Here is a 24,004-nt window from a genome sequence, read left to right as displayed (position 1 = left end):
CTCAGGCCAGTCGCGCCACGGCGCGCAAATCCTCGGCCGTGGTCGACGGCAGGCCGAAGAATTCCAGGTAGGCGGGGATCTGCTCGAACAGCATGTCGGTGCCGACCTGCACGGCGCAGCCGCGCGCGCGGGCCGCGGCGAGGAACGGCGTAATCTCCTGCGCCATCACGACCTCGCCGACGAAGGCGGAGGCGGGCAGGCGCGAGATGTCGACCGGCAGCGGATCGCTCGGCTTCATTCCGAGCGGCGTCGCGTTGACGACGATGTCGAATCCGTCTGGGTCGTTCGAGCCAGTGGTGACACGAAGGGCAGGGTAATGCGCGATCAAGCGCTGCCCGAGTTCCTCGGCGTTCGTTGCTTGCATGTCGAAGAGACCGAGCTCTGCGACGCCGGCCTTTGCCAGCGAGGCGGCGATCGCCGAGCCGACGCCGCCGGCACCGACGACCAGCGCGCGGGCACCACCGAGCTTGTGCCCCTTGCGCAGGACGCCGCGCACGAAGCCTTCGCCGTCGAACATGTCGCCGCTGAGCCGGCCATCCGCTTCGAGCCGCACGGCGTTACAGGCGCCGGCGATGGCGGCGGTCGGCGAGAGCACGTCGACGAGCCCGGTCGTCGTGACCTTGTGCGGCATCGTCACCAGCGCGCCATGGGCATTGGACAACCGGAAGAACAACCTCAGGAAATCGGGGTAATCCTCACTGCGGCAGCCCATCGGCACGACGACGGCATCGATCCCCTCGCGCTGGAAATAGGGGTTGTAGATCATCGGCGCCTTGAAGCTCTCGGTCGGGTAGCCGAGATGGCCGATCAATCGCGTCGTGCCCTTGATCATGCGCTGGCCCTCGCCGGGGCGGGTTCCGCGGCGATCTCGACCGGAGCGCCGGTGCGCGCAGCCCGCTTCACCGCCTCGATGACGGCAAGCGTCGCCAGCCCCTCGCGGCCGGAGACGAGCGGAGCCTCCTCACCGCGGATCACCGCGCAGAAATGCCGGACCTGCGCCTGCAACGGGTCCTCGGGGACGAAAGGAATGCGCTCGCGCCGCAATGGCTCCCACCAGCCGCGCTTGTCGGTGTGGCTCCAGAGTTCGAGCGCCGGGATCGTCAGCGATCCATGCGTGCCACCGATCTGGTAGCAGGACTGGTCCTGGCGCGGATAGGCGGGGTTCTCTCCGGTCGTCAGCTCCCAGCTCCAGGGCGAGACCACCGTATCGGAGGCACTGACCGTACCAAGCGCGCCATTGGCGAAGCGCAGGATGGCGACGGCGGTCTCCTCGGCCGGATTGCCGCGCACGGCGTTGGAGCTCAGCGCCTGCACGCCGGTGATCTCGCCGCAGAGATAGCGGAACAGGTCGATATCGTGGATCAGGTTGATGAGGACAGGCCCGGCGCCCTCCTGACGGCGCCAGTCGACGTCGAAATAATCGTCCGGCTTCACCAGCCAGAACTGGCCGTTCAGCGTCAGGACGCGGCCGAGCCTGCCGGCATCGATCGCCTCGCGCGCCTTGCGGATCATCGGATTGTGGCGCCGGTGATGGCCGACGAGCAGCGGCACGCCGGCAGTCTCGGCGGCCTGGACGAGCTTGCGGGCGCTATCGACGCTGTCGGCCAGCGGCTTCTCGACCAGCATCGGCACGCCGGCTGCGACCAACTCCAGCCCGTTGGCGACATGGAGCTGGTTCGGGGTCGCGACGATGACGCCATCCGGCTTATCTGAAGCGGGGAGGGCGTCGAAACCCGGATACCAGGCGACGCCGATCTCCTCGGCGAAGGCCTTGCCTGTCGGCGCCGGATCGATGATCGCGGACAGGACGGCGCCGGGCTCCGCCCTGACATGGGCGGCATGACGCTTGCCGATCAGGCCCGCCCCCATCACCGCGATCTTCACCGGAGCCATCGGGGCGATCCTCACGCGGCCGCGTCGTCGATCAGCTTGGCGATGCGTCGCAAGCCGAGCTGATAGCCCTGCGTGCCGAAGCCGGCGATGACGCCGTCGGAGCGCAGCGAGACATAGGAATGGTGCCGGAAGGCCTCGCGCTTATGCACCTGCGAGATATGGCATTCGATCACCGGCCCCTCGAAGGTGTTGAGCGCGTCGAGCAGCGCGACCGAGGTATGCGTGAAGGCGGCCGGGTTGATGACGATGCCGGCGCCGTCCTCGCGCGCCTCGTGAATCCAGTCGATCAGCTCGTATTCGCGGTTCGACTGGTGGAAGCGCAGTTCCAGCTTCAGCTCCTCGGCGAGCTTGCGGCAGTCGCACTCGACATCGGCCAGCGTCTCGTGCCCGTAGATATGAGGCTGGCGCTTGCCGAGCAGGTTCAGGTTCGGGCCGTTCAGGACATAGACGAGGCGGGACATCGATCGCATTCCGTTGAGGTGTCCGGGCCAAGCCGGACGGGTGTTTCAGTGCTTGCTGAGGATTTCGCCGAGGAACTTCCGGGTTCGCTCATGGCGTGGATTGTGGAAGAACGCTTCCGGTGGGGCTTCCTCGACGATGGCGCCGGAGGCCATGAAGATGACGCGGTTCGCCACCTGCCGGGCGAAGCCCATCTCATGGGTGACGCAGATCATGGTCATGCCCTCCTCGGCGAGCGCGATCATGGTGTCGAGGACTTCCTTGACCATCTCGGGATCGAGCGCCGAGGTCGGCTCGTCGAACAGCATGACCTTGGGCCTCATGCAGAGCGCGCGGGCAATCGCGACGCGCTGCTGCTGGCCACCCGAGAGCTGGGCCGGATATTTCCCGGCCTGTTCGAGGATCTTGACCCGGCCGAGCAGTTGGCGGGCGGTGGCCTCGGCGTCTGCCCTGCTGGCGCCGAGCGAGCGCATCGGCGCCAGCATGCAGTTCTCCAGCACGGTCATGTGCGGGAACAGGTTGAAATGCTGGAAGACCATGCCGACCTCGCGGCGCACCGCGTCGATGGTCTTCGCGTCGTCGCCGAGCCTCGTGCCGCCGACCCGGATCTCGCCCTTCTGGTAGCTCTCCAGATGGTTGATGCAGCGGATCAGCGTCGACTTGCCCGAGCCCGACGGTCCGCAAAGCACGATGCGCTCGCCTTTGCGGACCGCAAGGTTGATATCGGTCAGGGCCTGGAACTCGCCATACCATTTCTCGACATGCGTCATGGCGATCATGGTATCCGTCGAAGCGGCGCTTTGAGCGGCTGGCTGGTTCATGGCCCTGCTCCCGTTTCCCGAGGCGTCAGCTCGCGGTGAAGGTGATGCCTTCGAGGCTGTCCGGGAACTTGTGCACCGGCACCTTCATCCACTTGTCGTAGACCTTCTGCAGCTCGCCATTGGCCTTGATCTTGTCGATGAAGCTGTTGATCGCGGCGTTGATCTCCTTCTCGCCGAGACGGGTGCAGGCACCGTTGTAGAGGTTCTGGAATTCGAGCTTGTTCTCGAATTCGCCGGGGCGGGCCTGCTCGATGCGCTGCATGTAGAAGATGTTGCCGCCGATCGCCTGGACCTGGCCGGAGACGAGCGCTTGGATCGAGGGCGCGTCGCCGTCATAGCGACGGATCGTCGTGCTGGCGGGCGCGTTCTTGGTCACCTGCGTGTCCTGCGCCGCGCCCTTGGCCACGGCGATCGTGTAGCGGCCCATGTCCTCGTTGGTGGTGATCTTGTCCTTCTTCGGACCGATGAACACGATGGTGTTGGCGACATAGGGCTTGGAGAACTGCACGGCCTTGGCGCGCTCGGGCAGCATCGCCATGGTCGCGAACAGCACGTCGACGCGGCCGGTGGTCAGCGCCGGGATGCGGTTGTTGACCTCGAGCGGTACGAACTCGACCTGCACGCCCAGTTCCTTGGCGAAGAGCGTCGCGATATCGGCGTCGAGCCCGTCCTGCTTGCCGGCGCTGGTGACGAAACCCCACGGCGGGTTGTCGCCCTGGATGCCGACGACGATCTTGCCCTTGGCCTTGATCTCGGCCGGAGTGACGGCCTGCGCCGGGGTGTCGAGCAGGGCGGGCATCGCCAGAGCGGCAGCGCCGGCGATGAGGACGCTGCGACGGGTGGTCTTGGACTTCGTCATGTTTCTCTCCCTCTTGGTGTTTGGTTGGTTCAGGCGGTGAACGGGTCAGCGCGCGGCGATGGCCATGCGGCGCTCGAGATGCGAGCCGTAGAGCGAGAGCGGCCAGCACAGCAGGAAGTAGAGGATGCCGACGATCCCGAAGACGAGGAGCGGCTGGAAGATCTGGTTGGAGACGATGTTCCCCGCGCGGGTCAGCTCGGTGAAGCCGACGATCGCGGCAAGCGAGGTGCCCTTGATCAGCTGGACCAGGAAGCCGATCGTCGCCGGCAGCGAGATGCGGATCGCCTGCGGCAGGATCACGTCGCGCATGCGGGAGACGTAGTTCAGGCTTAGCGCCTTGGCGGCCTCGGTCTGTCCCTTCGGCACGGCCTCGATCGAGCCGCGCCAGATCTCGCCGAGATAGGCGCTGGCATGCAGCGTGAAGCCGATCGCGACCGCGATCCAGGCATCGAGCTTCAGCCCGACCAGCGCCAGCCCGTAATAGACCACGAAGAGCTGCATCAGCAGCGGCGTGCCCTGGAACAGCGCGATATAGCCTGCCGTGATGCGCTCCATCAGGGGCCGCTCGGAGACCCGCATCAGCGCGATCGCGAGCCCGAACACGCCGCCGCCGACGAAGCCGACCAGCGAGAGCAGGACGGTCCATTTCAGGCCGGTGAGCAGGAAGAGGAATTCGTTCGATCCCATCGCGCCCTCACTTCACCGGATAGCTGAAGTAGCGGGTCGAGATCGCCGCGAAGAAGCGCATCATCACCCAGGAGATCACGAGGTAGAACAGTGTGATCGTGCCGTAGACCTCGAAGGAGCGGAAACTGTCGGATTCGATCCGCTGCGCCACCGAGGTCAATTCATAGGCCGAGATCGCCGAGGCGATGGAGGTGGTCAGCGTCAGCAGGACGAACTGGCTGGTGAGCGAGGGGAAGATCGCGCGCAGCGCTGGTTTCAGCACGATCAGGCGGAAGACCTGCGCCTTGTGCAATCCGAGCGCGAGGCCGGCCTCGATCTGGCCCTTGCTGATCGACTGGACGCCGCCGCGGATGATCTCGATCGCATAGGCGCCGCCATTGATGCCGAGCGCGATGATGGCGGTCGGCGTCGGGTCGAGCCTCAGGCCTGCCAGCGGCAGGGCGAAATAGATGAAGAATATCTGGACCAGGAAGGGCGTGTTGCGGATGAGCTCGACGAAGGCCTTCACCAGCCAGCGCACCGGAGCGATCCTGGAGTCGCGCAGGATCACGCCGCCGACGCCGATAACAATGGCCAGCGCCATGCCGGCGAGTGCCAGCAGGAAAGTGCCGAGGCAGCCCATCAGCAGGGCTGGCATCCCGTCGATCACCGGCGTGAAATCGAGCTTGTAGTTCATGGCGCTCCCTAGATCATCGCGCGCGCCACGGGGCGCGAGAACGATGATCTATCTCCTTGGTATTGCGTCGGATTCATCCGAAAAGTGGAAACCACCTTTCGGTCCGATGCAGTCGCGGTCGACCTTCTCAAAAGGGTCGATCCGGTTCCCGTCCGCAGTCGCGGCACCTCTTTTCGGGTACCTTTGTCTTCAGCTTCGCCGGCTTGCGCTCTGCCGACGACATGTTAATTGTACCATCTAGTTCATTTGGTCAAGTGCAATGTACCGCCTTGTCCATTTCAATGGGTGCGATCCGACTTTCGGGCCGGTTCCTGTGGAGGAAGCATGAGCAAGGCAGCGTCGGCGCCGAAGGGAACGGGCCGCAAGCCGGCGTCCTGGACGCAGGATCCGGAAGGCGTGCGCCGCAACATCCTCACTGTCGCGAAGGAGGAATTCGTCGAGAACGGGCTGAGCGGCGCGCGGGTCGACGAGATCGCGGCCCGCACCGCGACCAGCAAGCGGATGATCTACTATTACTTCGGGGACAAGGAGGGGCTCTACCGCGCCGTCCTCGAGGAGATGTACGAGCGCATCCGCGGCTTCGAGCGCAGCCTCGATCTCGCCAGCCTGCCGCCTGTGGAGGCGATGACGCTGCTGGCGGGCTTCACCTTCGACTACCACGCCGAGAACCCGGATTTCGTGCGGCTCGTCATGGTCGAGAACATCCACCATGCCCGCCATCTCGCGACCTCCGACCGGATCGCGGCGCTCAACCTCTCCGCCATCGACATGATCCGCGAAGCCTATGAGCGCGGCGTGGCGGCGGGGCTGTTCCGGCCGGGGATCGAGCCGATCGACATCCACCTGACGATCAGCGCGCTCGCCTTCTACAACGTCTCCAACCGCGCCAGCATCCGCCAGGTCTTCGGCCATGACATGGGCGCGCCCGAGGCTTTGGCGCGCCGCCGCGCTGCCGCGATCGATACCCTGCTGCGCATGCTGCGCGCCTGAAGCCTTGCCCGGGCGGAAGGGCAGGGCCACCGCCGTCAGTTCCGCGCCGCGACGAGGCCGGCCATCGCCTGGATGGCGAGCTCGTAGCCGGCGGCGCCCAGGCCGATGATGATGCCGGTCGCGGTCCGCGAGACCAGCGAATTGTGATAGATGCTCTCGCGCGCATGCACATTCGAGATGTGCAGTTCGATCTTCGGGCCGTCGAACATCTTGAGCGCGTCGAGCAGTGCAACCGAGGTGAAGCTGTAGCCGGCCGGATTGATGATGATCCCGCAGGCCTCCTGCCGCGCCTGCTGCACGCTTTCGACCAGTTCGCCCTCGAAATTGGTCTGGCGGAAATCGATGGTGAAGCCGAGCGTGCGCGCCTTCGCATCGCAGCGTTCGCCGATCTCGCTGAGTGTGGTCGAACCATAGATGTGCGGCTCGCGCTGCCCGAGCAGATTCAGGTTGGGGCCATTCAGGATGAAAATCCGGCGCGATGCCGCCGCTTCCTTATCCGCCATGACATCCTCCCAGGCGAGGCTCTGATGACCCCGCTCGCATGTTCTGAGGGAAACGTGATACAAGATGAAAATGAGATCAACTGATAATTCATAGATCATCAGTTGATTTATAGACGCGATCGCGGGGCGGCCCGTAGCGTTGTCACCGGACAGGAATGCGCGAGGGCAGGGAGCAGCATGACGGACGCGGCATTCGAGATCGGCGGCGACGAGATCCCGGTCCTCTCCACCGGCGAGCAGGCCTATGAGCGCATCAAGCACGACATCGTTTTCGGCGTGCTCCAGCCCGGCCAGCGCCTGCCGCTCGACCGCTTGAAATCGGTCTATGGCGTTGGCATCAGCACCTTGCGCGAAATCCTGAACCGGCTGGCGCCGGAAGGGCTCGTCGTTGCGGAAGGGCAGCGCGGCTTCCAGGTCGCCCCCTGTTCGGCGACGGACCTGAAGGAACTGGCGGATCTGCGCTTGCTGATCGAGAGCCACGCGCTGGCGCAGTCTTTCCGGGCCGGCGATGTCGAGTGGGAAGGGCGCGTCGTCGCCGCCCATCACAAGCTCGCCCGGATGGAGCAGCGCCTGCTCGCGGGCGACGAGTCCGGCACGCAAGCCTGGAAGCGCTACGATTTCGAGTTCCATCAGGCGCTGGTCTCGGCCTGCGGCTCGAAGGCGCTCCTCGATCTCCATGCCGGCATCTATGACCGCTATCTGCGCTACCAGATGGTCTTCTTCATCTTCTGGGGGCCGACCTCGACCGAGGACCACAAGGCCTTGCTCGACTGCGCGCTCAACCGCGACGCGACCAGGGCGCAAAGGCTGCTGCACGGCCATATCCATGGCTGCATCGACATGGCGTTGGAGCGCGGTCTGGTCGGTTGAAAACACCTGCCGCGCCGGCCCGGGATCATCCGAAAGTTTGCATGCGAAGTTGGATACTGTTAACGCTGTAGACCTGAAACGGCCTCCGCCGCCGGCTCCGAGCCGGGTCGAAAGAGGGGCCGGCGGGAGGTTCGAATGCAGCTTGTGGCCATCCAGCAGGCCGTAGCCGCGCGCAGTATCCTGGCGACCATGCCGCGCGTGATCGAAAGCGTCGGCCGCTCCGATTTTTCCAGAGGTCTCTTCGACATCGCCCGGCGCTTCACCGGCACCGAGATCGTGACCGCCTTCGTCGCGGCTCCCGACGGCGAGGTCCATACGCTGCTGGCCGAGAACCACTACAATTCCGGGCAGCCGGCGCTCGAGATCGCCCGCCGCTACGTCTCCCGGCACTGGCGCGCGGACCCTGCCAACGCGATCACCCTCGACGACGGCGGCGAAGCCGATTGCTGGGGCGTGCGGATGAAGGCCGGCGATATCGAAAGCTCGGCCTATCGTAGCGAATGCTATCTCGCGGTCGGGCTGTCGGAGCGCTTCTCGCTGTTGCAACGCCGCGAGGCCGGCACGATGAGGCTCAGCATCTATCGCCGCCGCAAGGAAAGCTTCAGCGAGGCCGAGATCGCCAATCTGGTCGAGAGCGCCCCACTGCTGATGGCCGCACTCTGGCGGCATTACGACGTGACGAAGCCGGCGGGCGGCCGTGGCGCCGCGAAGGATTTCCACACCCGGCTCGATAAGGTCGCGCCCGGCCTGTCGAAGCGCGAGCGCGATGTCTGCGCGCTCGTCGCGGCCGGCTTGACCTCGGAAGGCATCGCGCTCGAACTCGGCGTCGGCATCAACACCGTGCTGACCTATCGCAAGCGCGCCTATGCAAGGCTCAACATCTCATCGCAGAACGAGTTGATGCGCATCCTGATGTGAGGCTCAGCGCCTTCCGTCATTGCGAGCGTAGCGAAGCAATCCAGGGAGACCGGGTGAACTGATCAGCCAGCCCCCTGGATTGCTTCGTCGGCTTTGCCTCCTCGCAATGACGGGAAAGCCGGCTCAGATGGCGTCCGGCTGCCGGTCGGGCCTTGCCGCGATGAAGGCGGGCAGGGCGGCGCAATGCGCGTCGATCGCGACGAGCTTCGGATGGGGCGCAAGGTCGATCCCGTAGCGCCGGGCGCTGCCGATCTGCGGCACGAGGCAGATATCGGCCAGCGTCGGCGCAGCGCCGAAGCAGAACGGACCGGGCTGGTCCTGGATCAGCCTTTCGCAGGCACTCAGGCCCTCGCTCATTGCGGTGGTAAGCCAATCCTGCACGTCGGCTTCCGAAAAGCCCTTGCTGCGCAGGCGCTTCTGGATCTTCGGATTCTGGAAGGGATGGGTCTCGCAGGCGATGACCAGCGCGAAGGCCTCGACGCGGGCGCGCAAGGTATTGTCGGCCGGGAAGAGCGGCGGCTGCGGCACCTCGCGATCGAGCCAGCCGATGATCGCCAGCGACTGCGTGAGCACGGTGCCGTCATCGAGTTCCAGCGCCGGGATCAGCTTCTGCGGATTGATCGCCGCATAGGCAGGCTCGTTCTGGGCGCCGTCGCGCAGGTTGTGGATCACGCTCTGCGGCGTCACGCCCTTGAGGTTGAAAGCGATCCGCGTGCGCCAGGCAGCGGAAGAACGGAAATAGCCGTGCAGGATCATGTCGCTCCCCCAGTCAGGCCATGCGGTAGCCGCCATTGACGTCGATCGTCGCGCCCGTGATGTAGGAGGCCTGCTCAGACAGCAGGAAAGACACCGCCCCGGCGATATCCTCCGGCGTGCCGAGCCGGCCGAGCGGCACGGCCTGCGCCAGCGCGTCCATCGAGCCCGGCGCGGCCGAGCGCGGCGTTGCGGCGGCAAGCATGGGCGCGTCGATCACGCCCGGCGCGACGCAGTTCACGGTGATGCCGAGCGACGACAACTCGCGCGCCATCGCCTTGGTGAATCCGAGGATCGCCGATTTCGATGAGATATAGCTCGCCGAGCCGCGATAGCCACCGAGTTCGGCCGCGACCGAGCTCGTCGTGGTGACACGCCCGCCTTCGACAGGCATTGCGCGGCGGCGGCGGGCATAGGCCCGGATGCTCAGGAAGACGCCGCGCGTGTTGACGGCATGGGTCTTCTCCCAATCGTCCAGCGTCATGTCGAAGATGGTCGGCCGCTCGCCATCGGCCGCCATCAGGAGCACGCCGGCATTGCAGACCAGTCCGGTCACCGGGCCATGCGCAGCCTCGACCGCATCGAACAGTGCCTCCACGGAAGCCTCACTGGAGACATCGACCGCCCAGCCGCTATGGCCGGAGCCGGACAGGGTGGCTGCAACCGCGACCGCCGGCTCCTTCGTCAGGTCGCAGACCGCGATCCGCCAACCATCGGCCGCGAGTTTATGGGCGATGGCCGCGCCGATGCCGCGGCCGGCGCCGGTGACGAGGGCGAGCTTGCTCATGTCGGTCTCCGGTTCATTCGCTGTAGACGCCCTGCGCGAGCAGGGCCTTGGACGAAAAGTCGCGGCCATGGCCGCGCGTGAAGAAGCCGGCCGAGACGCCGCCATCGGCCATGATCAGCGCGCCGTTGACGTAGCTCGCGAGGTCCGAGAGCAGGAACAGGCAGACCGAGGCGACCTCGGAGGGCTGCGCCAAGCGTCCGAGCGGCGTGCGATCCTCCATCACGCCCGAGACGAAGCTCTCGGGGATGCCGCGGCGGATCATCGGCGTATCGGTCGCGCTCGGCCCGATGCAGTTCACCCGCACGCCATGCGAACCCCATTCGACGGCGAGGTCGCGTGTCAGCCCGACGACGCCGGCTTTCGAGGCGCAGTAATGCGCCCGACCGGACTGGCCGCCGAGCGAGGAGACCGAGCCGATCGTGACGATGACGCCGCGCCCGCGCTCCACCATGCGCCGGCCCGCCGCCTGGCAGGAATAGAAGGTGCCGGAGAGGTTGACGCCGATCACCGCTTCCCAGCTCTCGGCGGCCAATTCGGTCGCCGGGGCAGGGCGGGAGATGCCGGCCGCCGTGATCAGCCCGTCGAGCGGGCCGAGATCGCGCTCGATCGCCGCGACGGCCGTCTCGGTGGCGGTCGGGCTGCGCACGTCGAAGCTGATGGCGACCGCGCGGGCGCCGAGCGCCGCGATCTCGCAGACGGTGTCCGTCGCACCCTGCTCATTCGCGTCCGCAATGGCGACGGCGGCGCCTTCGCGCGCCAGTGCCAGCGCGCATTCCCGCCCGATGCCGGAGGCGCCGCCGGTGATCAGGACGATCCGGCCGGCAAGCCCGAGATTCGCAGCCATCGTCGCCTCCTGCTCGCGTTGGCCTCAGCCCAGCTTCTGGCCGCCGAAGGCGGGACGTTCCGCGATCTTGGCGAACCAGGCGGCGGCCTGCGGCCGGCCCTCGCGCCAGTTCAGGTCGGTGAAGCGCAGGTCGAGATAGGACAGCGCACAGTAGAAGGTGATCGTGCCGATATCGACGCGGTTGCCGAAGCCGGCGGCCTTGCCCTCGATCAGGTCGAGCGTGGCATGGACCTTGGCGAGCTGCCCGTCGATCCAGCGCTGCCAGCGCTGCTCCTCGCTGCGTAGCAGGCCCTCGTAGCGCGCGGCTAGCGCAGCATCGAGCAGGCCATCACCATAGCTTTGCTCGGTCAGGGCGTTCCAGCGGGCCTTCGGCTCGGCCGGGAACAGCGAACCGCCGCCGAGCCCGTCGAGATATTCGCAGATGACGCGGCTATCGGCGATCGTCGTGCCGTCGTCGAGCAGTAGGGTCGGCACCTGCCCGAGCGGATTGGTCTTGATGATGTTCTGCTCGCGCGCCAATGGCCCGCCTGCCTTGTACTCCTGCGAGACGTCGAGCATCTCGATCCGGTCGAGCAGGCCGAGCTCGGCGGCGGCGATGCGGACCTTCAAGACGAAGGGCGAGGTGGTGGACTGATAGAGCTTCATCGCGGCGATCTTTCTCAACGGGGCAGATGGTCGGTCTCGGCGGCGAGCGCGCGCCCGGCGATGAAGCCGAAGGTGAGCGCGGGGCCGAGCGTGATGCCGGCGCCGGGATAGGCGCCCGCCATGATCGAGTTCATGTCGTTGCCGGTGGCATAGAGCCCGGCGACGGGCCGCTCGTCGCGGCCGAGCACGCGGGCCTGTGGATCGCAGGTCAGGCCGGTCGCGGTGCCGATATCGCCCGGCCAGACCTTTACCGCGTAGAACGGCCCGGTCTCGATCGGCCCGAGGCAGGGATTGGGCTTGTTGTTGGGGTCGCCGAGATAGCGGTTGTATTCGCTCGAACCCTTGCCGAAGGCGGCGTCCGAGCCCGAGCGCGCGGCGTCGTTCATCCCGGCGACCGCAGCGGCCAGCGCCGGCATCGGCACGCCGATCCTGCCGGCGAGCGCCGCGATGCTGTCGCCTTCAAACAGATAGCCGGCTTCGACAAAGGCCTTTGGCGTCTTGAGGCCGGGATGGACGAGGCCGAGCCCGTATTTGTGCAAGAAAACGCTGTCGCAGACGAGGAAGGCGGGCACGGCACCGCTGGCATGCATCGCCTCGACGAAGCCGTGATAGGAGGTCGCTTCGTTGACGAAGCGGTTGCCCTTGCCGTCGACCGCAATCAGGCCAGGCTTGGCCCGGTCGAGGATCAGGTGCGGAAACTGCACCTCGCTGCCATCAGGCTTTTTCAGCACCGAGACCGGCGTCCAGAAGGCCGCGCCGATATTGTCGTCGCGCAGGGCGCCGCCCGTCGCGAGGCCGAGATTGATGCCGTCGCCGGTATCGGTCTTCGGCGCCATCGAGCGATGGACCTCAGCATGCGGCATGTGCTCGCCGCGCATCACGGCATTGGCCGGGAAGCCGCCGCTCGCCAGCACCACGCCGCGCCGTGCACCGATGCAGCGCTCGCCCTGTGGGCCCTTGACGGTGAGGCCGATGACAGTGCCGTCCTTCACGATCAGCGAGCCGGCCGGCGTCTGCGTGCGGATGTCGACGCCCGCCTGCCGCGCCGATTTCAGCAGGCGTCCCGCAAGCGCATTGCCCATCAGGAGACGTGCGCCGCGCGGATGGCGCAGGCGGTCGAGACCGTACTGGATCAGGAGCTTCGCGCTGTGCTTGAAATTCGCGAGGCTACGGAAGCGGCCGACCAGCGCGTCGATATCCTTGCGGTTCACCATCATGCCACCGAGCACGGTGAATTCCTTGAGCGGCGGGCGCAGCAGAGCGAAATCGGCGCCAAGTTCGTTGCCGTCATAAGGAGCAGGATCGATCGTGCGCCCCCCCTTGGAAGCGCCGGGCTGCTCGGGCTGATAATCCGGTGAATAGGCGCGCGCCTCGAATTTCAGTGCCGTCGCGCTCTCGAAGAAGCGGACCATCTCGGGCCCGTTGTCGAGGAAGGCACGCACCAGATCGGGCCGCAGGCGGTTGCCCAGCACGGCTTCGAGATAGGTCATCGCCGCTTCGCGCGTATCGGCATGGCCGGCCTTGGCGGCATGCGGGTTTTCCGGCACCCACATGGCGCCGCCCGAGACGGCGGTGCTGCCGCCGATATAGTCGCTCTTCTCGATCAACAGCACGTCGAGCCCGGCCTTGGCGGCGGTGATCGCCGCCGACATCCCGCCGGCGCCCGAGCCGACCACGACGACGTCGCGGATTTCGTCGAAGCTCTCGCTCATCGCCATGTCCTCAGCCGCCCATGCCGCCGCCGAGCGACTTGCCGCCGTCGACGAGCAGGACCTGGCCATAAATGAAATTGGTGCGCGGCGAGGCGAGGAAGGCGACGGCGTTGGCGATGTCCTCCGGCGCCGCGAGCGCTCCCGTTGGCTGCTGGGCGAGCAGGGCGGCGCGCGCCTCTTCCGACTGCTTCGCCACCATCTCGGTCGCGACCCCGCCCGGCGCCACCGCATTGACGGCGATGCCGCGCGGCAGGAGCTCCATCGCCATCGCCCGGGTCAAGCCGACGACGGCCGCCTTGGACGCCACATAGTGGGCGTGGTTGCGCGCGCCGAGGAATGTGCGCGAGGCGATGTTGACGATACGACCGCCCCTTTCCATCCGCCGCGCCACCGCCTGCGAGAGCAGGAAGAGGGCGGTGACGTTGACGTCCATCATCCGGCCGAAATCGCTCGCTGCGAGATCGAAGAACGGCTTGTTCTCGAAGATGCCGGCATTGTTGACGAGCACCTGTGCCACAGGCAGCCGCTCGGCCAGCGCGGCGAGGCCGGCGTGATCGGCGAGGTCGACCGGTTCGAAGAAGAGGCTGTGGCCCTGCGCCGTGAGTTCCGCCACCAGCGCGGCCGCAATTTCCGCCTCGCGGTCGAGGATGCCGACCGCAAAGCCGTCGGCGCAGAGCCGCTCGACGATGGCCCGGCCGATCCCGCGAGCGCCGCCCGTGACGAGGGCGATGGGTTTATCTTGCGGCGTAGCCATGAGCCGGTTCCTGTCTGCGTATAGCTCGGCTCAGCCGCCGAGATAGGTGCGGCGGACGCTGTCGTCCTGGCGCAGTTTTTCGGAAGGTCCCTCGAGGGCCATCTCGCCGTTCTCGAGGATGTAGGCATAGGTCGAGCAGCCCAGCGCGATCGCCGCGTTCTGCTCGACAAGGAGGATGGTGAGCCCGTCCTTGTTCAGCCGCTCGATGATCGCGAAGATCTGCTGCACCAGCACCGGCGAGAGGCCGAGTGAGGGCTCGTCGAGCAGGAGCAGGCGCGGGCCGGCCATCAGTGCCCGGCCGATCAGCAGCATCTGCTGCTCGCCGCCCGAGAGCGTGCCGGCCTTCTGCTGGAGCCTTTCCTTCAGCTTGGGGAAATATTCGAAGACCCGGTCGAGATCGCGCTTGATGCCGGCGGTGTCATTGCGGCGATAGGCGCCCATGTCGAGATTCTCGCGCACGCTCATGTCGCGGAAGACCTCGCGACCCTCGGGCACCTGCAGCACGCCGGCCGACACGACCTCATGCGAAGCCCTGGACTGGATCTCCTCGCCGGCGAAGCGGATCTTGCCCTTCGTCACCGGCACGAGGCGCGAGACGGTGTTGAGCGTCGTGCTCTTGCCGGCACCGTTCGAGCCGAGCAGGGCGACGATCGCGCCCTCCGGCACCTTGAGCGAGACGTCCGACAAGGCCTGGATGCGGCCATAGGCGGCGGAGATGCCGTCGATTTCGAGAAGATCAGGCATGTGCTGCCTCATGGGCCGCCTCGCGGCCGAGATAGGCTTCGATCACGGCCGGGTTGGCGCGCACTTCGGCGGCCGTGCCCTCGGCGATCTTGGTGCCGAAGCTCAGCACCGTGATCCTGTCCGAGATCGACATGACCAACTGCATGACATGCTCGACCAGGAGGATCGTGAGGCCGTCGCGCTCGCGCAATTCGCAGAGCAGGCGGTCGAGCGCCGCGATCTCGCGGTTGCGCAGGCCGGCGGCCGGCTCGTCGAGCAGCAGGAGCTTGGGGCGGATGGCGAGCGCGCGGGCGATCTCGACCATCTTCTGGTGGCCGAAATCGAGATTGCGCGCCTTGGTCTGCGCGTAGGAGGTCAGGCCCGTGCGCTCCAGCAACTCATCGACATGCTCGACGATGCCGCGCGGGCGGGCGCTGATCGCGTCGCGCCAGGAGCGGCCGGCATGGACATGGGCGCCGATCAGCACGTTCTCGAAGACGGTGAGCTCGCCGAAGAGTTCGAGGTTCTGGAAGCTGCGGGCGATGCCCAGACCCGCCATCTCGCGGGCCGGCATGCGGGTGATGTCGCGCCCGTCATAGGTGATGCGGCCTTCGCTCGGCGTGTAGAAGCGCGAAATGCAGTTGAAGGTCGTCGACTTGCCGGCGCCGTTGGGGCCGATCAGCGCATGGATCGACCCCTTCGCGACGGCCATGTCGAGCCCGCCGACGGCGGTGAGCCCGCCGAAGCGGATGGTGAGGCCCTCGACATCGAGGAAGGGGGCGGCGGTCTCAGCGGCCATGTTTTCAGCGACCATGGCGCGCCTCCCGGATGCGGTCGCCGATGAAGGCGAAGAGGCCGCGCGGCGCATACATCATGAACAGGATCAGGATCGCGCCGTAGATGATCTCCTGGTATTGCGGCGCCTGGCGCAGCACCTCCGAGATCAGCCCGAAGACGATCGCCCCGCCGATGGCGCCCGCGATCGAGCCGAGACCGCCGACGACGACCATGGTGAGCACGAGGATCGTGGTCTGGAAGCCCAGGCTGTCCGGGTGGATGAAGGTCTGGAACAGGCCGAACATGCCGCCGGCGAAGCCCGCGATCGCAGCCGAGAGCCCGAAGGAGACGATGCGGGCGCGGCGCACGTCGATGCCCATCGCCATCGCCGCGACCTCGGATTCCCGCACGGCTCGGAAGGAACGGCCGAGCCGTGAGCGCGAGATCGCGACGGTGAGCCCGATCATCACGAGGCAGAAGAACAGCACGAAGGGATAGGCTTGCTTGTCGCTGAGGATCTCGATCGGCCCGAAGCGGGCCGGGCTGATGCGGAGGCCGTTCGGGCCGTTGGTGACGCTGTCCCAGTTGGCGAAGACCCATTGCATCGCCTCGCCGAAGGCGAAGGTGGCGAGCGCGAGATAGATGTCGCGCATCCGGAGCGCGAGCGCACCGATGAACAGTCCGACAGCGCCGGCGACCAGCGCGCCGAACAGCATGGCGACGGGGTAGGGCAGGTCGACCGCGCGGTTGGCGAGCGCGCTCGCATAGATGCCGATGCCGTAGAAGGCGGCATGAGCCATCGAGAACTGGCCGGTCTCGCCGATGACGATGTGCAGGCCGAGGCAAAGCACCACGAAGACCAGCAGCAGGTTGGCGATGTAGACGACATAACCCGAGGTGAAGACGGGTAGCGCAACGGCGACGATCACGGCCGCGACGAGCCCGATCAGGGCGGTGCCGGAGAGCGCGCGCCTTGCCGGCACTGGTGATGCGAGAGGAGGCGACGACACGGGGCTTCAGACCTTCTTGATCGTCAGCTTCCCGCCGAACAGGCCCTGCGGACGCAGGACGAGCACGATCAGGATGGCGAGGAAGGGCGCGAGCACGATGGCGCGCGACGAGATGAACAGCCCGACCATGTTCTCGACGATGCCGATAACGAAGCCACCAACCACGGCGCCGGGCAGGCTAGAGAAGCCGCCGACAATGGCCGCCGCGAAGGCGAGCATGACGATCGAGCCCATATCGGCGGTCATCAGGATCTTCGGCGAGATCAGCAGCGCCGCGATGGCGGAGATCACGCCCGACAGGCCCCAGATCAGCATATGGCAACGGCGCAGGTCGACGCCGACGAGCTGGGCGGCCTTCGGGTTCATGCCGACGGCGCGCATGGCCCGGCCGGTCTTGGTGTAGTTGAACATCCAGAAGAAGGCGGCCATCACCGTCACGGCGGTGCCGAAGATCGCGAGGTCGAGCAGCGTCACCGAGGCTTGGCCGATCATGATGGAATCGGTCGGCACCAGCGCCGGGAAGGAGCGCGGCGTGTCGCCGAATCCGGTGCGGCGCACGAGGCCCTTCAGGACATAGGACAGGCCGAGCGTCGCGATGACGAGATAGACGAGGTCCTTGGCCGATTTCGCGACCTGATCGAGCACGAAACGGCGGAACAGCGCCATGGCGAGGAAGGCCACGACCAGCGTCGCCGGCAGCACGACCCAGATCGGCATCTTCTGGAAGACGAAGAGGTAGAGCGCGACATAGCCCGCCGCCATGAAGACCTCGCCCTGGGCGAAGTTCGGCACGTCCGAGGTCTTGAAGATCACCACGATGGCGAGCGCCAGCAGGGCATAGACACTGCCCGAGACGAGGCCCGAGGCGATGCCTTGCTGCAGGAAGATCAGCGCGAGTTGCAGGTCCATATCCGGCCCGATGCTCAGGTCAGGGAAGGGCGGCGGCGCGAATACCGCCGCCCGGTCTCATGAGGGAGGGCCGAATGGCCCGCCCGTAGCGATCACTTCGCCTGGTAGGTCCAGCGGCTGGTGAAGACGCCCGGCAGCGGGGCCATCGTCGTGCCGTCATATTTGATGAAGATCGTCGAGCGGTTGGCGGCGCGCTGCTCCGGGCCGAACTGCATGCGGCCGGCCATGACGCCCGAGTCGAAATCCTGCGTCTTCAGCGCGGTGAGCACCTTCTCGCGGGTCGGGTTCGGGCCGGCATCCTGCAGCGCCTTGACCAGCGACATCGCAGGCGGGATGCCATAGGGCATGTAGGTCTGCGGATGGTCGGGCTTGGCCGCGAGTTCCGGATAGGCCGCCTTGTACATGTCGTAGATCGGCTTCAGCTTGGCGCCGCCGGGGGAGTCGATCATGACTTCCTGGGTGTAGAAATTCTTGAGCGCGTCCTTGCCGACATTCTCGGCGAGCTGGTTCAAGCTCGCCGTGCCGGTGACCGAAAGGATGATCGGCTTGTTGAAGCCCATCTCGGCCGCCTTCTTGATCAGCAGCGCCGCCGGGCGGGCATAGGTGACCAGCAGGATCGCGTCCGGATTGGCGGCGCGCACCTTCAGGAAGGGCGCGGTGACGTCGTTGATGCCGGGATTGATCGACTCGACCGAGAGCTTCACGCCGTTGACCTCGGCGTCCTTCTTCGAGCCTTCCAGGTTCCAGGCGCCATAGGCGTCGTCATGGTTGATATAGGCGACGTTCTTGGCGCCGAACTGCTTGGCGGCGAACTCGACCATCGCGCCGCCGACGGCGTATTGCGAGATCGAATAGGCGCCGAAGATGTAGTCGGTCGGCGGGAACAGCGCGCCGTCGCCCGATGCGTTCAGCATCAGGTAGGGCACCTTGTTACGGACGACATAGTCCTTGGCGGCAACGACGGCGGCCGAGCACGAGCCACCATTGAGCATGAAGACGTTTTCCTGCTCGACCAGCTTCTTCACCGCCGCAACCAAGTCATTGGCGTTGCAGCGATCGTCCTCGACGACATACTCGATCTTGCGGCCGTGGATGCCGCCTTCCTTGTTGATCTTGTCGTAGTACATCTTCGCGGCGTTCACGACGTCGAAGCCATAGGCCATGTTCGGGCCCGATAGCGGGCCGAAGATGCCGATCTTGATCGCCTTGTCGGTGATGCCCGGCTCCTGCGCGCCGGCTGCGGCCCCGATCAGCAGGCTGGCGGCCAGCGTCAGGCCGGCTGCGGTCTTGTTCACGCTCATCGTCTCTCTCCCTGGTCGTCGGCTTGTTGTGTCGTTGAGGTCGTCGGCACATGGCGGCCCGATCCTGTGGGGATCATAGCGGGCCGGCGGCGGGCATCTGTCACAGCGACGTGGGACATCGCGGCGGTTAACCTTCCGAGCCATGCAGCGGCGCCAGCGAAGGCGCGCCATGGGCGGGGTAGGAGAGCTCGCGGAAGATATGGAAGGTGCGCATGATGTGCTTGCGCATCGCCTGCTCCGCCCGGTCGCCGTCGCGTGCCAGCAGGGCCTGCAGGATGATCTCGTGATCCTCGTTGCTGAGGCGGAATTCGGCCGGCGAGGTCATCCGGGCGACCGAGCCGTTGAAATAGAACCGGCCCGAGCGGAGGATCGCGTCACGCAGCTTCTCGTTGCGGGCGGCGCTGACGATGATGCCGTGAAACTCGCGATTAGTCTCGACGCGGGTGCGGTCGTCGGCCGGGTCGCTGGCGACGCGGCGGGCATGCACGGCCGCGACGGCCGCGATCTCGTCATCGGTTGCCCGCTCGGCGGCGAGCCGCGCGGCATAACCCTCCAGCGCGGCACGGACTTCCGAATTCTCGCTGGCCTCGACGGCGGTGATCTCGCGCACGGCCCAGCCGCGGCGGCGCGGCACGATCAACTGCTCGACGGCGAGCCGCTGCAAGGCCTCGCGCACCGGCGTGCGGCTGACGGCGAGCGCAGCCGCGATATCCGCCTCGATCAGCGGCTCGTTCGGGCGTATCTCGCCGGAGAGGATGGCGTTGCGCAGGGTTTCATAGGCATCGCCGGAGCGCCGCCGACCGAGCGTACCCTTTTCGGCGTCTCCCGGCGGCTGCTCCGAAGCAGCGAGTGTGAAGCGCTTCTGCATGCGATCCCCGAAGGCAGCGTCGATCCGATGATGCCGAAGCCATACCGCGTCCGCTGTCACCAGAGCAGGGGACAGCGGCGTTTGCTTCAGCCGCGCGCCGGCAGCACCTCGGCCCGGCACTCGCCGAAGCCGATATCGGCGAAGCCCTCGCGCCGGGCGCTGGCGCGCATGACGATCGCGTCGCCGTCGACGAGATAGGTCCGGCTTTCGCCATTGGGCAGCGCGATTGGCTCGCGGCCGCCGCGTGTGATCTCCATCAGGCTGCCGAAGGAGCCGGGGTCGCGGCCAGAGATCGTGCCGGAGCCGAAGAGATCGCCGGGTTCGAGATTGCAGCCGTTCGAGCTGTGATGGGCGACGAACTGCGCCGGCGTCCAGTAGAGATCGCGCGTGCTGCCGAGCGAGAGCCGGTGCGGCGCCAGGCCGTTCGCGCGCATGGAAGCGGTCTCGATGAAGACCTCCAGCGTGATGTCGAGCGCATGGGGTGCAGTGGTATCGGCTGGGCTGAGATAGGGCAGGGCTACCGGATCGCCTTCAGGGCGCGGCGTCTGAGCCTTCCGGAAGGGCGCCAGCGCCTCCGGCGTGACGATCCAGGGCGAGATCGTGGTGGCAAAGCCCTTGGACAGGAAGGGGCCGAGCGGCTGGTATTCCCAGGCCTGGATATCGCGCGCCGACCAGTCGTTCAGCAGGCAGAAGCCGGCGATCCGGTCATCGGCTTCGTCGATCGGAATGGCGGAGCCCAGCGTGTTGCCGGGACCGATCCAGATGCCCAGCTCCAACTCGTAGTCGAGATTGCGGCAGGGGCCGAAGCTGGGCTGCGTCTCGTCCGGCCGCTTGCGCTGGCCGTTGGGCCGCGTGAACGGCCCCCCCGAAGGCCGGATCGACGAGGCCCGACCGTGATAGCCGATCGGGATATGCTTGTAGTTCGGCAAGAGCGGGTTGTCCGGCCGCAGCAGCGAGCCGATATTCATGGCGTGCTGGATGCCGGCATAGAAGTCCGTGTAATCGCCGATCCGCGCAGGCAGGCCGAGCGTGCAATTCCGTGCCGGATGCAGCATCGGTTTCAGCGTAGCCTGCGCGGGCGAGCCTTCCGCCAGCAGGGCCGAGAGCCGCGCCCGCAGGCGCTTCCGGGCAGCCGTTCCGAGGCCAAGGAAACCGTTCAGGGTCGGAGCTGCGGCGGCTGCGACGATCTCCTCCAAGCCTGCGCAGAGATCGGACGCCGCAAGCGCCGCCAGGTCAAGAATCTCGTCACCGATGGCGACGCCGCCGCGAGCCGCTTCGCCCTCGGGCGAGAACACGCCGAAGGGCAGGTTCTGGATCGGGAATTCCGCATGATCCCGCGCCGACTTGACCCAGCTCCGCAAGGCCGGATCGTGGCTGGCGTCGAGCGCGACGGCGGAGGAGGTGGGGCTAGGCGGGTTTTCGGCCCGCGCTTCGAGAGTGCTGCCCTGCATTGGCTCATCCGTTCCGTTCTGACTCGGCCAGTTCGGCAGCGAGCCTAGTCGGAAGAGTGGGCCGGGCTCTGTCCCCAGCGCTTGGGACGCGGGGCGCTCAATCGACGGGGAAACGCTCCTCCATCAGCGCGAGCGCTTCGAGCAAGGGTTCGGCATGGGGGCCGAGCGCGGCGAGGATGCCCGCCTCGAAAGCCAGTGCGCGGGGCACGATCTCGCGATAAGCATGTAGGCCAGACGCCGTCAGGGACAGGCTTTCCTCGCGCCGGTCCTGCTCGCTCTCGCGCCTGACGAGCCAGCGCCGCTCCTCCAGCGCCCGCACCGCCCGGCTGACCTTGGTCTTGTGCATCGAGGAATGCTTGCCGATGGCCTTCGCCGTCATGGTGCCGAACTGGGCGAGGGTGGCCAGCACCCGCCATTCCGGCACGGTCAGGTCGTGATGCGGCCCATAGACCGCCCGGAACTGTTGCGAGACAGCCGAGCTCAGGCGGTTGAGGCGATAGGGCAGAAAGAGTTCGAGCGCGAGTTTCGACATGCCTTGTTAGTTACAAAATCGACAGTTACCAAAGCAACCATCTCGAACAGAGCCCACGCAGGGCATGCCGCCGGCCCAAGGCCGTCGCGAGGAGAGGGCGCCATCATGAACGTTCAGAACCCGGCCCATGCCGGTGCCGCCAGGACTGAGAGCGCCATCGCGACCGGTTACATGTCGGGCTTCGGCAACGGCTTCGAGACCGAGGCACTGCCGGGCGCCCTGCCGCTGGGACGCAATTCGCCGCAGAAATGCGCCTACGGGCTCTATGCCGAGCAGCTTTCCGGCTCGCCCTTCACCGCGCCGCGCACCACCAACGAACGCTCCTGGCTCTACCGCATCCGGCCGACCGTGGCGCATTGGAACGAATTCCGGAAGGTCGATGCCGGGTTCTGGCGCACGGCGCCGGCCCGCGAGGTCGACATGCCGATCGCGCCGCTGCGCTGGAGCCCGATCCCGATCCCGTCGGAGCCGATCTCTTTCGTCGAGGGCATCCGCAGCATGACCACCGCCGGCGATGCCGGCAGCCAGGGCGGCATGGGCGCGCATGTCTACCTGATCACGCGCTCGATGGTGGACGAGTACTTCTATAATGCCGATGGCGAGATGCTGTTCGTGCCGCAGCAGGGCGATCTCAGGCTCTGGACCGAGTTCGGCATCATCGACATCGAGCCCGGTGAGATCGCCGTGATCCCGCGCGGCGTGAAGATCCGCGTCGAGCTCCGGGACGGCCCGGCCCGTGGCTATATCTGCGAGAACTATGGCGGCGCCTTCACCTTGCCGGAGCGGGGGCCGATCGGCGCCAACTGTCTCGCGAATCCGCGCGATTTCCTGACACCGGTCGCAGCCTATGAGGATCGCGACGCGCCCTCGAAGATGTATGTGAAATGGGGCGGCAATCTCTGGGCCGCCGATATCGAGCATTCGCCGCTCGATGTCGTCGCCTGGCATGGCAACTACGCCCCGTACAAGTATGATCTCAGGCGCTTTTCCCCGGTCGGACCGATCCTCTACGATCATGCCGATCCCTCGATCTTTACGGTGCTGACCTCGCCGTCTGAGACGCCCGGCACCGCCAATATCGACTTCGTCATCTTCTCGGATCGCTGGCTGGTGGCCGAAAACACCTTCCGGCCGCCCTGGTACCATATGAACGTGATGAGCGAGTTCATGGGGCTGGTCTACGGCGTCTACGACGCCAAGACCGGCGGCGGCTTCGTGCCGGGCGGCATCTCGCTGCACAACACCATGCTGCCGCACGGGCCGGACATGGATGCCTTCGAGAAGGCGAGCAATGTCGAATTGAAGCCGCACAAGCTCGAGGGCACGCTGGCCTTCATGTTCGAGACTCGGTTCCCGCAGCAGGTCACAGCCTTCGCCGCCGGTTCGGATTCACTCCAGCGCGATTATGGCGGCTACGGCCACAAGCTGACCAAGCATTTCGATACGAACAAGCCTTGAGCTTGGGAGGGCGCGCCGGCCGCAAGGCGGCCGAATAAACAAGACGGCAAACAGACGGTAGCCAAGTCATATCGGCTGCCGATCCTGAGTTGGTCTCAGGAGTGGGGCGTAACCCGATTATTGGCACAGCGACGCAAAATTCTTCAATGAAACCGGTCGATATGGCTCCCAATTGCCCGCGCGGTGTAGCCCGATTGAACGTCGTACAAGCCTGTATGTAGCCCGATTAAGCGTTGTGGAGCCTGCGACGTTTAATTGGGCTACATAACGGCAAGGCGGATGGCGCGACGGGGCAAACCGACAGCAGGCCAACTTGTTCATTGAGCTCTGCGTTGGGGGCCGATCCCCGTTTCGACCTTATGCTCCGACCTTGCGAGGGCGACGATATCGTCTAGGAGCCGGACTACGCGGTTGGCTCCTTCAGGAGTTTGGTCCCACAGAGCGAGCACGCTCTGTGCGGCTGCTCGTGCGAGCTTCTCTTTCGCCCCGACGCGAACTTGTCGTGCACCCAGCTTCTTGGCAGAGGCTGGGGCGACCTTTAGTGCCCTGCAAATTTGCAGGACGTTGCCGCTCAGTGTCTTGAATTGCCCTCTGCAAATCCGGCTGGCCTGACTTGAGTGTACGTCCGCCGCTTTGCCTAACTCGGCATAGCTCATCCCAGCAATTTTCCGCTGTTTTTCGAGCATCTCGCCCAAGAGGGCGCTTGATTCTTTGCCAAATTTCATGCAAATTTGCATATCTTAATCCGTTGTGCGCGGCGGTGAGAAACCCATCCAGTGAAGCGCCGGCATTTGTGCTGGTGCG

27 protein-coding genes are annotated in these 24,004 nt (G+C 66.1%); 4 read left to right on the top strand and 23 right to left on the bottom strand.

The features are described 5' to 3' along the window. Position 1: 1 nt before the first annotated feature. The 7 genes from Q0Q02_RS12880 to Q0Q02_RS12850 form a co-directional block, all read right to left on the bottom strand. Positions 2-832, bottom strand: coding sequence for a shikimate dehydrogenase (locus Q0Q02_RS12880; RefSeq protein WP_293809978.1), 831 nt, complete (start codon positions 830-832; stop codon positions 2-4). Continuing rightward, positions 829-1,893: a Gfo/Idh/MocA family oxidoreductase gene (locus Q0Q02_RS12875; RefSeq protein ID WP_293809976.1), complete on the bottom strand. Its 1,065-nt coding sequence runs from the start codon at positions 1,891-1,893 to the stop codon at positions 829-831. The genes Q0Q02_RS12880 and Q0Q02_RS12875 overlap by 4 nt, the downstream gene beginning before the upstream one ends. 11 nt (positions 1,894-1,904) lie before the next feature. Further along, positions 1,905-2,354: a type II 3-dehydroquinate dehydratase gene (gene aroQ, locus Q0Q02_RS12870; protein WP_293809974.1), complete on the bottom strand. Its 450-nt coding sequence runs from the start codon at positions 2,352-2,354 to the stop codon at positions 1,905-1,907. 45 nt (positions 2,355-2,399) lie between these two features. Beyond that, positions 2,400-3,131 carry an amino acid ABC transporter ATP-binding protein gene (locus tag Q0Q02_RS12865; protein ID WP_293810031.1) on the bottom strand — a complete coding sequence of 244 codons (732 nt, stop codon included), beginning with the start codon at positions 3,129-3,131 and terminating at the stop codon, positions 2,400-2,402. Between the two features lie 67 nt (positions 3,132-3,198). Continuing rightward, on the bottom strand, positions 3,199-4,032 hold the full coding sequence (locus tag Q0Q02_RS12860) for a transporter substrate-binding domain-containing protein (protein WP_293809972.1): 834 nt from the start codon (positions 4,030-4,032) through the stop codon (positions 3,199-3,201). 45 nt (positions 4,033-4,077) lie between these two features. Next, positions 4,078-4,719 (bottom strand): amino acid ABC transporter permease, encoded by a 642-nt coding sequence (locus Q0Q02_RS12855; RefSeq protein ID WP_293809971.1) that lies wholly within the window; start codon positions 4,717-4,719, stop codon positions 4,078-4,080. Positions 4,720-4,726: 7 nt separating this feature from the next. After that, entirely contained in the window at positions 4,727-5,395 is a 669-nt protein-coding gene (locus Q0Q02_RS12850) for an amino acid ABC transporter permease (RefSeq protein ID WP_293809969.1), read from the bottom strand. Between the two features lie 324 nt (positions 5,396-5,719). Here Q0Q02_RS12850 and Q0Q02_RS12845 point away from each other — a divergent pair, with 324 nt between their 5' ends. Beyond that, complete coding sequence (locus Q0Q02_RS12845) at positions 5,720-6,385, top strand: TetR/AcrR family transcriptional regulator (RefSeq protein ID WP_293809967.1); 666 nt, start codon at positions 5,720-5,722, stop codon at positions 6,383-6,385. Between the two features lie 35 nt (positions 6,386-6,420). Here the strand turns inward: Q0Q02_RS12845 and aroQ (Q0Q02_RS12840) are convergent, their stop codons facing one another. Further along, positions 6,421-6,888 carry a type II 3-dehydroquinate dehydratase gene (aroQ, locus tag Q0Q02_RS12840; RefSeq protein ID WP_293809965.1) on the bottom strand — a complete coding sequence of 156 codons (468 nt, stop codon included), beginning with the start codon at positions 6,886-6,888 and terminating at the stop codon, positions 6,421-6,423. Positions 6,889-7,065: 177 nt separating this feature from the next. Between aroQ (Q0Q02_RS12840) and Q0Q02_RS12835 the strand changes: the two genes are divergently transcribed. Together Q0Q02_RS12835 and Q0Q02_RS12830 are read left to right on the top strand one after the other, a co-directional pair. After that, positions 7,066-7,758 carry a GntR family transcriptional regulator gene (locus Q0Q02_RS12835; protein WP_293809963.1) on the top strand — a complete coding sequence of 231 codons (693 nt, stop codon included), beginning with the start codon at positions 7,066-7,068 and terminating at the stop codon, positions 7,756-7,758. A gap of 135 nt (positions 7,759-7,893) precedes the next feature. After that, positions 7,894-8,676, top strand: a complete 783-nt coding sequence (locus tag Q0Q02_RS12830) for a LuxR family transcriptional regulator (protein WP_293809962.1) — start codon at positions 7,894-7,896, stop codon at positions 8,674-8,676. Between the two features lie 123 nt (positions 8,677-8,799). Here the strand turns inward: Q0Q02_RS12830 and maiA are convergent, their stop codons facing one another. From maiA to Q0Q02_RS12760, 14 genes are all read right to left on the bottom strand, one after another. Next, positions 8,800-9,432, bottom strand: coding sequence for a maleylacetoacetate isomerase (maiA, locus tag Q0Q02_RS12825; protein ID WP_293809960.1), 633 nt, complete (start codon positions 9,430-9,432; stop codon positions 8,800-8,802). A 13-nt stretch (positions 9,433-9,445) separates the two neighbouring features. Continuing rightward, a complete protein-coding gene (locus Q0Q02_RS12820) occupies positions 9,446-10,216 on the bottom strand; it encodes an SDR family NAD(P)-dependent oxidoreductase (protein ID WP_293809959.1) in 771 nt (256 codons plus the stop codon). 13 nt (positions 10,217-10,229) lie between these two features. Then, complete coding sequence (locus Q0Q02_RS12815; RefSeq protein WP_293809957.1) at positions 10,230-11,060, bottom strand: SDR family NAD(P)-dependent oxidoreductase; 831 nt, start codon at positions 11,058-11,060, stop codon at positions 10,230-10,232. A gap of 24 nt (positions 11,061-11,084) precedes the next feature. After that, positions 11,085-11,705 carry a glutathione S-transferase gene (locus Q0Q02_RS12810; RefSeq protein WP_293809955.1) on the bottom strand — a complete coding sequence of 207 codons (621 nt, stop codon included), beginning with the start codon at positions 11,703-11,705 and terminating at the stop codon, positions 11,085-11,087. Between the two features lie 14 nt (positions 11,706-11,719). Then, positions 11,720-13,417, bottom strand: coding sequence for an FAD-dependent oxidoreductase (locus Q0Q02_RS12805; RefSeq protein ID WP_293809953.1), 1,698 nt, complete (start codon positions 13,415-13,417; stop codon positions 11,720-11,722). Between the two features lie 10 nt (positions 13,418-13,427). Continuing rightward, positions 13,428-14,171 carry an SDR family oxidoreductase gene (locus Q0Q02_RS12800; protein ID WP_293809951.1) on the bottom strand — a complete coding sequence of 248 codons (744 nt, stop codon included), beginning with the start codon at positions 14,169-14,171 and terminating at the stop codon, positions 13,428-13,430. A gap of 30 nt (positions 14,172-14,201) precedes the next feature. Further along, positions 14,202-14,915 (bottom strand): ABC transporter ATP-binding protein, encoded by a 714-nt coding sequence (locus Q0Q02_RS12795; RefSeq protein ID WP_293809949.1) that lies wholly within the window; start codon positions 14,913-14,915, stop codon positions 14,202-14,204. Continuing rightward, complete coding sequence (locus Q0Q02_RS12790; protein WP_293809947.1) at positions 14,908-15,708, bottom strand: ABC transporter ATP-binding protein; 801 nt, start codon at positions 15,706-15,708, stop codon at positions 14,908-14,910. The genes Q0Q02_RS12795 and Q0Q02_RS12790 overlap by 8 nt, the downstream gene beginning before the upstream one ends. Further along, complete coding sequence (locus Q0Q02_RS12785) at positions 15,698-16,654, bottom strand: branched-chain amino acid ABC transporter permease (protein ID WP_293809945.1); 957 nt, start codon at positions 16,652-16,654, stop codon at positions 15,698-15,700. Before Q0Q02_RS12785 ends, Q0Q02_RS12790 begins: the two co-directional genes overlap by 11 nt. Before the next feature lie 33 nt (positions 16,655-16,687). Continuing rightward, positions 16,688-17,590, bottom strand: a complete 903-nt coding sequence (locus Q0Q02_RS12780; protein WP_293809943.1) for a branched-chain amino acid ABC transporter permease — start codon at positions 17,588-17,590, stop codon at positions 16,688-16,690. Between the two features lie 92 nt (positions 17,591-17,682). After that, positions 17,683-18,891, bottom strand: coding sequence for an ABC transporter substrate-binding protein (locus tag Q0Q02_RS12775; protein ID WP_293809941.1), 1,209 nt, complete (start codon positions 18,889-18,891; stop codon positions 17,683-17,685). Between the two features lie 127 nt (positions 18,892-19,018). Continuing rightward, positions 19,019-19,759: a GntR family transcriptional regulator gene (locus Q0Q02_RS12770; RefSeq protein WP_293809939.1), complete on the bottom strand. Its 741-nt coding sequence runs from the start codon at positions 19,757-19,759 to the stop codon at positions 19,019-19,021. A gap of 86 nt (positions 19,760-19,845) precedes the next feature. Further along, positions 19,846-21,210, bottom strand: a complete 1,365-nt coding sequence (fahA, locus tag Q0Q02_RS12765) for a fumarylacetoacetase (protein ID WP_293809937.1) — start codon at positions 21,208-21,210, stop codon at positions 19,846-19,848. 97 nt (positions 21,211-21,307) lie between these two features. After that, a complete protein-coding gene (locus Q0Q02_RS12760; RefSeq protein WP_293809936.1) occupies positions 21,308-21,742 on the bottom strand; it encodes a MarR family transcriptional regulator in 435 nt (144 codons plus the stop codon). A 105-nt stretch (positions 21,743-21,847) separates the two neighbouring features. Here Q0Q02_RS12760 and hmgA point away from each other — a divergent pair, with 105 nt between their 5' ends. Next, positions 21,848-23,200, top strand: a complete 1,353-nt coding sequence (gene hmgA / locus Q0Q02_RS12755; protein ID WP_293809934.1) for a homogentisate 1,2-dioxygenase — start codon at positions 21,848-21,850, stop codon at positions 23,198-23,200. Positions 23,201-23,517: 317 nt separating this feature from the next. On the opposite strand, the gene Q0Q02_RS23815 is transcribed toward hmgA, so the two are convergent. After that, complete coding sequence (locus tag Q0Q02_RS23815) at positions 23,518-23,886, bottom strand: helix-turn-helix domain-containing protein (RefSeq protein WP_367275034.1); 369 nt, start codon at positions 23,884-23,886, stop codon at positions 23,518-23,520. Between the last annotated feature and the right edge of the window lie 118 nt (positions 23,887-24,004).

This window comes from uncultured Allobosea sp. (assembly GCF_945956895.1).
In the GTDB taxonomy this organism is placed as follows: domain Bacteria; phylum Pseudomonadota; class Alphaproteobacteria; order Rhizobiales; family Beijerinckiaceae; genus Allobosea.
This window is presented reverse-complemented; position numbering and strand designations above follow the sequence as displayed.

Excerpts from the sequence above, each read along its gene's own strand:
- maiA (WP_293809960.1), bottom strand. The coding sequence starts at position 9,432 with ATGATCCTGCACGGCTATTTCCGTTCTTCCGCTGCCTGGCGCACGCGG.
- Q0Q02_RS12760 (WP_293809936.1), bottom strand. The coding sequence starts at position 21,742 with ATGTCGAAACTCGCGCTCGAACTCTTTCTGCCCTATCGCCTCAACCGC.
- Q0Q02_RS12820 (WP_293809959.1), bottom strand. The coding sequence starts at position 10,216 with ATGAGCAAGCTCGCCCTCGTCACCGGCGCCGGCCGCGGCATCGGCGCG.
- Q0Q02_RS12875 (WP_293809976.1), bottom strand. The coding sequence starts at position 1,893 with ATGGCTCCGGTGAAGATCGCGGTGATGGGGGCGGGCCTGATCGGCAAG.
- Q0Q02_RS12790 (WP_293809947.1), bottom strand. The coding sequence starts at position 15,708 with ATGGTCGCTGAAAACATGGCCGCTGAGACCGCCGCCCCCTTCCTCGAT.
- aroQ (WP_293809974.1), bottom strand. The coding sequence starts at position 2,354 with ATGTCCCGCCTCGTCTATGTCCTGAACGGCCCGAACCTGAACCTGCTC.
- Q0Q02_RS12810 (WP_293809955.1), bottom strand. The coding sequence starts at position 11,705 with ATGAAGCTCTATCAGTCCACCACCTCGCCCTTCGTCTTGAAGGTCCGC.
- Q0Q02_RS12850 (WP_293809969.1), bottom strand. The coding sequence starts at position 5,395 with ATGAACTACAAGCTCGATTTCACGCCGGTGATCGACGGGATGCCAGCC.
- Q0Q02_RS12780 (WP_293809943.1), bottom strand. The coding sequence starts at position 17,590 with ATGGACCTGCAACTCGCGCTGATCTTCCTGCAGCAAGGCATCGCCTCG.
- Q0Q02_RS12770 (WP_293809939.1), bottom strand. The coding sequence starts at position 19,759 with ATGCAGAAGCGCTTCACACTCGCTGCTTCGGAGCAGCCGCCGGGAGAC.
- Q0Q02_RS12880 (WP_293809978.1), bottom strand. The coding sequence starts at position 832 with ATGATCAAGGGCACGACGCGATTGATCGGCCATCTCGGCTACCCGACC.
- fahA (WP_293809937.1), bottom strand. The coding sequence starts at position 21,210 with ATGCAGGGCAGCACTCTCGAAGCGCGGGCCGAAAACCCGCCTAGCCCC.
- Q0Q02_RS12800 (WP_293809951.1), bottom strand. The coding sequence starts at position 14,171 with ATGGCTACGCCGCAAGATAAACCCATCGCCCTCGTCACGGGCGGCGCT.
- Q0Q02_RS12860 (WP_293809972.1), bottom strand. The coding sequence starts at position 4,032 with ATGACGAAGTCCAAGACCACCCGTCGCAGCGTCCTCATCGCCGGCGCT.
- Q0Q02_RS12845 (WP_293809967.1), top strand. The coding sequence starts at position 5,720 with ATGAGCAAGGCAGCGTCGGCGCCGAAGGGAACGGGCCGCAAGCCGGCG.
- Q0Q02_RS23815 (WP_367275034.1), bottom strand. The coding sequence starts at position 23,886 with ATGCTCGAAAAACAGCGGAAAATTGCTGGGATGAGCTATGCCGAGTTA.
- Q0Q02_RS12805 (WP_293809953.1), bottom strand. The coding sequence starts at position 13,417 with ATGAGCGAGAGCTTCGACGAAATCCGCGACGTCGTCGTGGTCGGCTCG.
- Q0Q02_RS12815 (WP_293809957.1), bottom strand. The coding sequence starts at position 11,060 with ATGGCTGCGAATCTCGGGCTTGCCGGCCGGATCGTCCTGATCACCGGC.
- Q0Q02_RS12865 (WP_293810031.1), bottom strand. The coding sequence starts at position 3,131 with ATGATCGCCATGACGCATGTCGAGAAATGGTATGGCGAGTTCCAGGCC.
- aroQ (WP_293809965.1), bottom strand. The coding sequence starts at position 6,888 with ATGGCGGATAAGGAAGCGGCGGCATCGCGCCGGATTTTCATCCTGAAT.
- Q0Q02_RS12795 (WP_293809949.1), bottom strand. The coding sequence starts at position 14,915 with ATGCCTGATCTTCTCGAAATCGACGGCATCTCCGCCGCCTATGGCCGC.
- Q0Q02_RS12835 (WP_293809963.1), top strand. The coding sequence starts at position 7,066 with ATGACGGACGCGGCATTCGAGATCGGCGGCGACGAGATCCCGGTCCTC.
- Q0Q02_RS12855 (WP_293809971.1), bottom strand. The coding sequence starts at position 4,719 with ATGGGATCGAACGAATTCCTCTTCCTGCTCACCGGCCTGAAATGGACC.
- Q0Q02_RS12830 (WP_293809962.1), top strand. The coding sequence starts at position 7,894 with ATGCAGCTTGTGGCCATCCAGCAGGCCGTAGCCGCGCGCAGTATCCTG.
- hmgA (WP_293809934.1), top strand. The coding sequence starts at position 21,848 with ATGAACGTTCAGAACCCGGCCCATGCCGGTGCCGCCAGGACTGAGAGC.
- Q0Q02_RS12775 (WP_293809941.1), bottom strand. The coding sequence starts at position 18,891 with ATGAGCGTGAACAAGACCGCAGCCGGCCTGACGCTGGCCGCCAGCCTG.